The 5,365-nt window shown below is 56.4% G+C and carries 3 protein-coding genes; 1 reads left to right on the top strand and 2 read right to left on the bottom strand.

What is annotated here, in order from left to right; all coding sequences use genetic code 11:
- Positions 1-244: 244 nt before the first annotated feature.
- Both ACIQ20_RS15650 and ACIQ20_RS15645 read right to left on the bottom strand, forming a co-directional pair.
- Complete coding sequence (locus ACIQ20_RS15650) at positions 245-1,708, bottom strand: HlyD family efflux transporter periplasmic adaptor subunit (RefSeq protein ID WP_395781937.1); 1,464 nt, start codon at positions 1,706-1,708, stop codon at positions 245-247.
- Positions 1,709-2,291: 583 nt separating this feature from the next.
- Complete coding sequence (locus ACIQ20_RS15645; protein ID WP_395781935.1) at positions 2,292-2,717, bottom strand: hypothetical protein; 426 nt, start codon at positions 2,715-2,717, stop codon at positions 2,292-2,294.
- A 163-nt stretch (positions 2,718-2,880) separates the two neighbouring features.
- Here ACIQ20_RS15645 and ACIQ20_RS15640 point away from each other — a divergent pair, with 163 nt between their 5' ends.
- Positions 2,881-5,073, top strand: coding sequence for a peptidase domain-containing ABC transporter (locus tag ACIQ20_RS15640; RefSeq protein WP_395781933.1), 2,193 nt, complete (start codon positions 2,881-2,883; stop codon positions 5,071-5,073).
- Positions 5,074-5,365: the final 292 nt, after the last annotated feature.

The following is a 5,365-nucleotide window of genomic DNA, read 5'->3' as shown; positions in this document are numbered from 1 at the left end:
TTATGAGCTCGCCAAATACCCAAACGTCGCTCTATGTCCCTAAAGCCATAGCCTCAAAAGACCCCACCATCCCAAGCGTCCCGCCGAAATCCCCATAGCGCCAGCCCACAACAACCAACATTCGTTCTCCGGACACTTTCGGACGCCCAAAAGCATCCGAAACCCTTCACGATAGCGGCTGGTCTGCTTTAGATTCGCATTTCAAAGAAAGCAGACGAAACTACTGTCCACCCAAAGCTAATACTCACCCTGCAGCGGCGCGGGCGCGGGCCGCAAGGAGGGGATCAAGCAGCCAACTCATGAAGGTGCGTTTGTCGGTGATCACGTCGGCTTTTAGAGTCATGCCAGGTTGAAGGGGGCGGTCTTTGCCGTAGGCTTGGATACCGGGACCAGACAGCGCTACGCGGATCCGGTAGACGGGTTCTTCGAACTCAATTGGTGCTGCGAGCTCGCCTGGGCGTAGGGCTGAGCGGGCGATTTCGCGGACTTCGCCTTGGATGGCCCCGAATTGCTGAAACGGGAAGGCATCGACCATTAGGCGCACCCGCTGACCTTCGGTGATAAAGCCAGCTGCACGTGTCGGCACAAGGATTTGCGCTTCCATCGGGCTGCCCTTGGGGGCGAGATTGATCAAGGGCACATTGGGGTTGGCCGCTTCACCGGGGCGGATATTCAGACTTGCGACCCGGCCCGCAACTGGGGCACGTACGACATAGCCGTCCTGCACTGAAAGCTCGGTCAATCCTGTTTCCAATTGTGTCTTTGCGCTACGCAACTGACTGGCTTCTGAGGCGCGTGCAGGCGCCAGTGCTTGGCGTTGACGCATCAGGTCTTTGGTCTCACCAGAGCGAGATGCGGCCAGAGTGGTGCGCTGGCGGGCAATGTCGGCCATCTCGGCCTGATGGGCCGCACGCAGGGATTGGCGCTGACGGTCATAATCCTTGGCCTCGTCGAGGCGGGATTGGATCTGCCGGTTGAGGTCGCCCACTTGGGAGCGGGCAGCAATTGTACCCTGCGCCCGCCGATCTGCTTCGGTGCTGGCCATAAAGCCTTTGGCCACCAAGGTGCGGGCTTGGGTCTCTGCCCGTTCAGAGATGGCCAATTGGCCTTGGGCGAGGTCGCGGCTGGCTTCAAGGCGGCTGGCATCTGCTCGCGCCGCAATGGCACGGTCAGCTAAGCGCGCATCATCCTGGGTAAAGCGATTGGCACTGCCGCGTGCAGCCTCCATCAGGCGCGCATCTTCGGCCCCAAAGCGGTCGAATGTGGCACTGGCCCGTTCGGCCAACCTGCGGCTTTCTTCGGCAAAACGCTGGGCGCTGGCTGCGGCCTGTAGCTCAATCTCAGTCAAGCGCGCCCGGGTCTGCGCTCGCTGTAATGGCACAATTGCGCCATCAGCCCCTGACACATCCAAGGCAAGCCGCATCAAAGGCTGGCCCTCAGCCACCATATCCCCTTGGCGCACCAACACAGCATCGGCCACCCCACCACGCGGCGCATACACCGCCGACAAGCCCGCCTCTGGCGCAATCCACCCCGCGACCGTCTCCTTGCGCGCATATTGACCGAGTGCCAGATAGGCTGTGCCGATTGCGACGCTGATGGCTGCCACGGCACTGAATGCCGCCAGGTGCGTGGGCTGATGCAGCGTGACACTGCCGTAAACACGGCGGCGCTGGGCCTCAATGACGGCGGGGCGGAAGAGGGTCAAGAGCAATGCTTTCTGATGAAATTTACAACTCTACGCGTCGTATTGCATGCCTTCCCATTCAGCTGCAAATGTTGCCTCTCGCTGCCTGTTTGCTCAATCGAAGCACAATCGACAATTCTTGCCTCGCAAGTACAGCACGGGCGGGAATGTTACATAAAAATAAATGTCAACGAAATTCCCAGCAAACCACCCAAAATTGAATTGTAAAGCACATCAAGTGCACAATTCGAGGATAATTCAAGTGAATGAAGCCTAACTACTGCGCTATCTGCACGTTTGAATAGCTTCTCCACCCTTGGCAGAACAACACTTGCCAATCCAAATAACCCAAACAGTAGACCTTTCAGAGTGCTATCTAACTCACCTGAAATTGTCATACTAAAAACTAAACAACCGGATCCAATGAAAGCTATCCAACCGATTGCTACGCGACTTATTGGCTTTAACATGCATCACCATTGGTAATTATGGACCCATATGGCAACTATGGGCCCATATACTTCCTAAAGTCAAATACTCACCCTGCTCGTTAAAGACTTACGGGCGGCACAGAACCGGACGACTCGAGACATTTGTTTGCTTGTCAGGTAAGTCCTCCGGGGAATGAGACCGGGGAAGGCTGGCCAGGCCGGCCAACTGGAATATTTACACCACCAACACCACCACCAGCAGCAGCCCCACCTAAAAAAATCGCAGCTCCGACCGCCCGCACGGTCTCCCCAAGCGCTTTCGCCTGAGGTAATGGCACCTTTGCAAGGAGTGAGCCAATCGCGCTGGTCACAGCTGCAACTGCTGTAGTGTTGATCGATTCTTGCTTTTTTGTGCCGTTTGGGCCTGAAAGCGGTCCAGCGGACTTTGTCGTAGAACTTTCACCCCAATCCCCCGTCTCGTCTATGATGTTTTGCGAGCGGCTTTCCCCAACGGTTCCAAAACGTACGTCTAATAAAGGTGTACTGTCCATTAATCCACCACTCACAAATCCCACCTCATCCATCGTCAATGCACGCATAATTCAATCTCCCTGTCCGGTTTGAAATCGGGCCCAAATACCTCACTGCATTTGGCTTCCCTTGCGGACGCCGTTGAAGTTGACTTAGCGGGGAGGGGTATTTCAAGTGGCGAAATAGCGGTTTTATAATCAATCTGTGGATAAATATTTTGGGTAGTAATGCATGATACCTGAGGTTGGGCAAGGGGAAAATTTGGATCGGTCGGCTTACGACAATAGTCGTACGTGGCTGACGCGCCTGTTCCACTCTGACAAGCTGCCAATGATCCTGCAGGCGGAGGCTGCTGAGTGTGGATTGGCGTGCCTTGCCATGGTTGCCGCTGCTTATGGCCAGCGCCATACGTTGAGTGACCTTCGCCGCAAATTCAGCGCCAGCCTTAAAGGAACGACCCTCAAAAGCGTCATGGATATGGCCGATGGGCTGGGCATGGTGGGCAGGCCGCTGAGGCTGGAAATCGATGAATTGGTCAGCCTCAAGCCGCCTTGTGTGCTGCACTGGAACTTGGCCCACTATGTCGTCCTGAAGAAGGCGTGGAACGGGCCGGGTGGGGTTTGGGCGATTATCCATGACCCTGCGCGCGGCGTGCGCAAAGTGGCCCCGGCAGAGATTGGCCGGTCTTTTACGGGTGTGGCGCTGGAACTGACGCCCACACCCGCCTTCACCAAGAAGAAGCATGTTGAGCGGGTTCGGCTGTCAGATCTTTGGAGTACGCTGAAGGGCCTCAAAGGCCCCGTGATCCAGCTCTTCTTGCTCGCCCTTGTGGTCCAAGTGATTGGCGTATTCAGCCCGATGCTGAACCAATTGATCATTGATGATGCCATTTCCAAAGGCGACATGGATTTGTTGACCACCATCGGCATGGGCATGGTGATCTTGCTTTTGATCCAAACCGGCATTGGCCTGTTGCAAGGCTTTGTCGGCATGTATCTGGGCACGCAACTCTCGTTTCAGATGCAGAGCAATCTCTTACGCCATTCCTTGCGCTTGCCCGTGGCTTGGTTTGAGAAGCGCCACATTGGCGACATTATGAGCCGGTTTGGCTCGCTCGGGCCAGTGCAAAGCTTTCTTACCAGCGTGCCAATTGGCGCGACCTTGAATGTGATCATGCTATTGGTGGGCGGCACGATGGCGGTGCTGTATTCACCACTGCTGTTTGGTTGTGTGATTGCCACCATGTTGATCCCGCTGATCGTCCAAGCCGTCACATTTCCCTGGGTGCGGCGGAAAACAGATGAAGGCATCAGTCTAGGCGCGGTGGCCTCCACGACCTTTATGGAGACTTTGCGCGGGGCACGGACGTTTAAGCTGTTTGGCAAAGAACGTGAGCGGGTCAGCCAATGGCAGAATGATACCGCCGCCAGCGTCAATAACAGCGTCACCATGCAGCGCGTTGGCCTGTGGGGCGGGGCGGGGCTTGGCATTGTCACGGGCCTGCAAGGGGTTGCCGTCTGGTGGCTCGGTGCCAAACAGGTGATTGATGGCACCATGAGCCTTGGCATGTTGATGGCGTTTCAATCCTATGCCGGGCAATTCTCTGGCGCGCTGTCGGGCCTTATCGGCCTTTATTTCCAATGGAAGACATTGGAGCTTCACTTAGAGCGACTAGCCGATGTGGTGCATGAGGACACTGAGGTTGGGGTCGATGAGCCCATCCAAGAAGGCCGCTTGTTTGAAGGCCGCATTGGGGCAGACAAACTCTCCTTCCGTTATGCAACCCATGAGCCTTTGGTGTTCAAGGACGCCAGCTTCTCCATCGACCCCGGCCAATTTGTTGCCATCATCGGCCCGTCAGGTGGGGGCAAGACTACCTTGATGAAGGTGCTCTTGGGCCTGCTTGACCCCACAGAAGGCGAAGTCAAAGTCGAAGGCGTTGGGCTGAAGAATTTTGGGGTCCGTACGTTCCGGCATCGCATCGGCGTAGTCTTGCAGGATGATCGCCTGCTGGCGGGCACGATTGCCGACAATGTCTCGTTCTTCGATGCTGACCTCGACATGGCCAAAGTGGAAGGGTGCTTGGCCAAGGCTTGTGTATTGGATGATATCCTGAAGATGCCAATGGGCACGATGACCTTAGTGGGTGATCTGGGCTCCACCCTATCTGGCGGGCAGCAACAGCGGGTATTGCTCGCCCGCGCGCTCTACCGCGAACCCACGATCCTGTTCCTCGATGAAGGCACGGCCAATCTCGACCCAGAGACGGAAGCACGGGTTTCGGAGACGCTCCGAGGTCTCTCCTGTACGCGTATTTTTGTCGCGCACCGGGAGGCCGCGATTGCGGGGGCGGACCGGACGCTGTTGGTCGCGGGTGGAACCGTGACCGAACTTACCGAGCAAGTGCAAGCGGCAGCGGAGTAAGCCTGACTGGGCACGATACGAATGTCCGCTTTCGGACTTAGGTAAATGGTGCCTTATTGACCTAATCTGTGAAGGGTTTCGGGCGCTGCTTGGCGTACGAAAGCCTCCAGGGAACGAATGTTGGTTGTTGTGGGCTGGCGCTATGGGGATTTCGGCGGGACGCTTGGAATGATGGGGTGGACGCCCCCTGACGGCATCTATGTGCCAGTATGTGGATTGTTGGAGTCACATACGAAGGAGGCGTCCGTGGAAGAGGTTAGCATAATTGGATTAGATTTGGCCAAGCGTATTT

Origin of the sequence: Aquidulcibacter sp., from assembly GCF_044346625.1 — a bacterium.
GTDB lineage: Bacteria > Pseudomonadota > Alphaproteobacteria > Caulobacterales > Aquidulcibacteraceae > Aquidulcibacter.
The sequence above is the reverse complement of the archived record's forward strand: the minus strand, read 5'-3'. Positions and strand labels throughout refer to the sequence as shown.

Bases quoted from the DNA above. Each gene is read 5' to 3' on its own strand.
- ACIQ20_RS15645 (WP_395781935.1), bottom strand. From the start codon at position 2,717: ATGCGTGCATTGACGATGGATGAGGTGGGATTTGTGAGTGGTGGATTA.
- ACIQ20_RS15640 (WP_395781933.1), top strand. From the start codon at position 2,881: ATGATACCTGAGGTTGGGCAAGGGGAAAATTTGGATCGGTCGGCTTAC.